The organism is Cupriavidus sp. WS (genome assembly GCF_000395345.1).
In the GTDB taxonomy this organism is placed as follows: Bacteria; Pseudomonadota; Gammaproteobacteria; order Burkholderiales; family Burkholderiaceae; genus Cupriavidus; species Cupriavidus basilensis_B.
On record NZ_AQPL01000754.1, the window covers coordinates 1 to 486 of the forward strand.

A 486-nucleotide genomic window follows, 5' to 3' on the forward strand; every position below is an offset into this window, starting at 1 on the left:
CGCCGGGTAGTGCCGCAGGCCCAAGCGCTCGGCCAAGTCGTCACCGGACACGGGCGCGAGGGGGACGCCGGGTGCCAGTGCGCGCAGCCGCTCCAGGCCCTGGACGGTCTCGACGTTGACCACCAGACCGACCGCGCCGCGCTCGCGCAATGAGGCTGCATGGCGGCGCAACCAGGCCTGGGAAGCCTCGTCGTCGCCCACGACCACAAAGGGACGCAGGCCCGGCGCCTCGATCACCCGCCGCGCGACGGTGCCGGACGTGAGCTTGGCGCTACGCACCGGCAGCATCGCGGCCTCGTCCGCCGGTGTGGCAGGGATCTGAGGCGCCGGGACGGGCGACCGGGCCGGAGCGTTGGCGCGCGGCTGAAGGTTCAGGGCTTCGTAGTACGGCAGCGCCGACGTGCCGCCACGGTCTTCGACCACGATCAGCGGCTCGCCGGCACGCGAGGCCAGCGGCAGACCAGCCAGCAGCACGAGCAGGCCTTT

Annotated in this window: 1 protein-coding gene; it reads right to left on the reverse strand. The window is 73.5% G+C overall.

Annotation, left to right across the window (positions count from 1 at the left end; genetic code table 11):
• A partial coding sequence (locus tag K206_RS0137030) for an integrating conjugative element protein (protein ID WP_020207211.1) occupies positions 1 to 486 on the reverse strand: 486 nt, incomplete at both ends.